Genomic DNA, 1,551 nt, shown 5'->3' with positions numbered 1-1,551 from the left:
CGGCGACCTCCCGAACGCCCGCCGGTTGCTCGAGACCCCCTCCCCCGGCGTCGCCCCGACGTTGTTCGCGGGCGCGGCCACCCGGATGGCAGGCGGCATCGCGGATTCGGTGTCCGGCTGCGCGACGGAGACGTTGTCCACGCTGCTGGGCGCGGCGGCGATGCTGGAGCCCGCCCTGGGCGGCACGCTGCTGCCGGACAGCCCGGCCGCGCTCGCCGCGCTGGCCGCGCTGCACACCGGCGAGCTGGCGCTGGCGGAGTCGGTGCTGACCAGGGCGCTGGAAGGCCGCACGGGCGGAGACCTCCTGGCGACGCGCCACCGCCTGCTCCTGGGCTGGGTGGCCATGACGGCCGGCGACCTGGCCACGGCGGCCGAACACCGCGACGCCGTCGCGGGACGGACGTTGGAGGCACGCGACGAGCTGTTCTTCGCGACCCTGGACCTCGGCCTGGCCCGCCGGGCGAGCGACCTGGTCGGGCTGCAGCGGTCGTGGAACCGCGCGTACCAGGCGTCGATGCGCTACCAGACGGACCTGTTTTCCTTGCTGCCCCTGGGCGAACTGGCGATCGCGGCGGCCCGCACGGGCGCGTTCGCGAAGCTGGCTCCGCAGCTGGAGCGCGCCCACGGCCTCCTGTCCCGCCTCGGCGAGCCTCCACTGTGGACGGTCTCGCTGGTCTGGCACGAGCTCCACGCGGCGATCACGCTGGAGGACGCGGAGGCCGCGAAGGCCCACCTGGCCACGTTGACCACCCACGCCCACTGCGGCCGCCACCCCCGAGCCCTGGCGACGGCGGCCCAGTGCTGGCTGGCGGTCCTCAGCGGCACGTTCGCCCCGGACCCGATCGCGGCGGCCGCGGCCGAACTCCACGACCTCGACCTCCGCTGGGACGCGGCCCGCCTGGCCGGCCAGGCGGCGATCCGCACGTCCGACCGCAAGGCGATGGTCCAGCTGCTGGAAGCGGCCCGCCAGTTCCAGGGCACGGCGGCCCGCCGCGACCAGGGAACAACGGAACCGGCAGCAGCGGGGACCGGGCTGGCGGCGTTGAGCGAGCGCGAGCTGGAGGTGGCCCGGTTGGTTGTGGAGGGGCTGACGTACAAGCAGGCGGGGTCGAAGCTGTTCATTTCCGGGAAGACGGTGGAGCACCACATGGCCCGGATCCGGGGGAAGCTCGGGGCGGCGGATCGGCGGGAGTTGCTGGCTACGTTGCGGGAGTTGCTTTCGCGGCCGGACGCGCCTTGAGGGGTGCGGGCTTCTCTGGACCTGATTGGGCCGCGGTGGGCGCTTGGATGGACCGCTGACCGGCGGCCACGGGGTGGCGTGCGTACGGCGGCGCTTGTAGCCGGCTAAACGGCGCAGGCTCGAGGTGCGCTGCGGGCTCGACATGCGGCGCGACGCGGTCGGCGGTGCGCTTCCGCCCGGCTGGCGTGCGGGCACAGTGCGATTGGCGCCGCCCTCCGTCCGGAGGGCATCCAGGCCCAGCGCGGTCGGCCGTGCTCTTCGCCCCGGGTAGCGGGCCTGCGCGGCGGGGATGGCGCCACTCGGCGCAGCGG

General features: G+C 75.0%; 1 protein-coding gene. It reads left to right on the top strand.

Annotation, left to right across the window (positions count from 1 at the left end):
* Window positions 1–1,240, top strand: a 1,240-nt coding sequence (locus tag G3I65_RS02905) for a helix-turn-helix transcriptional regulator (RefSeq protein ID WP_160694473.1), incomplete at its 5' end; no start/stop codon positions are given.
* Window positions 1,241–1,551: the final 311 nt, after the last annotated feature.

This window comes from Amycolatopsis sp. SID8362 (genome assembly GCF_010550475.1).
Classification (GTDB): Bacteria; Actinomycetota; Actinomycetes; order Mycobacteriales; family Pseudonocardiaceae; genus Amycolatopsis; species Amycolatopsis eburnea.
This window is presented reverse-complemented; position numbering and strand designations above follow the sequence as displayed.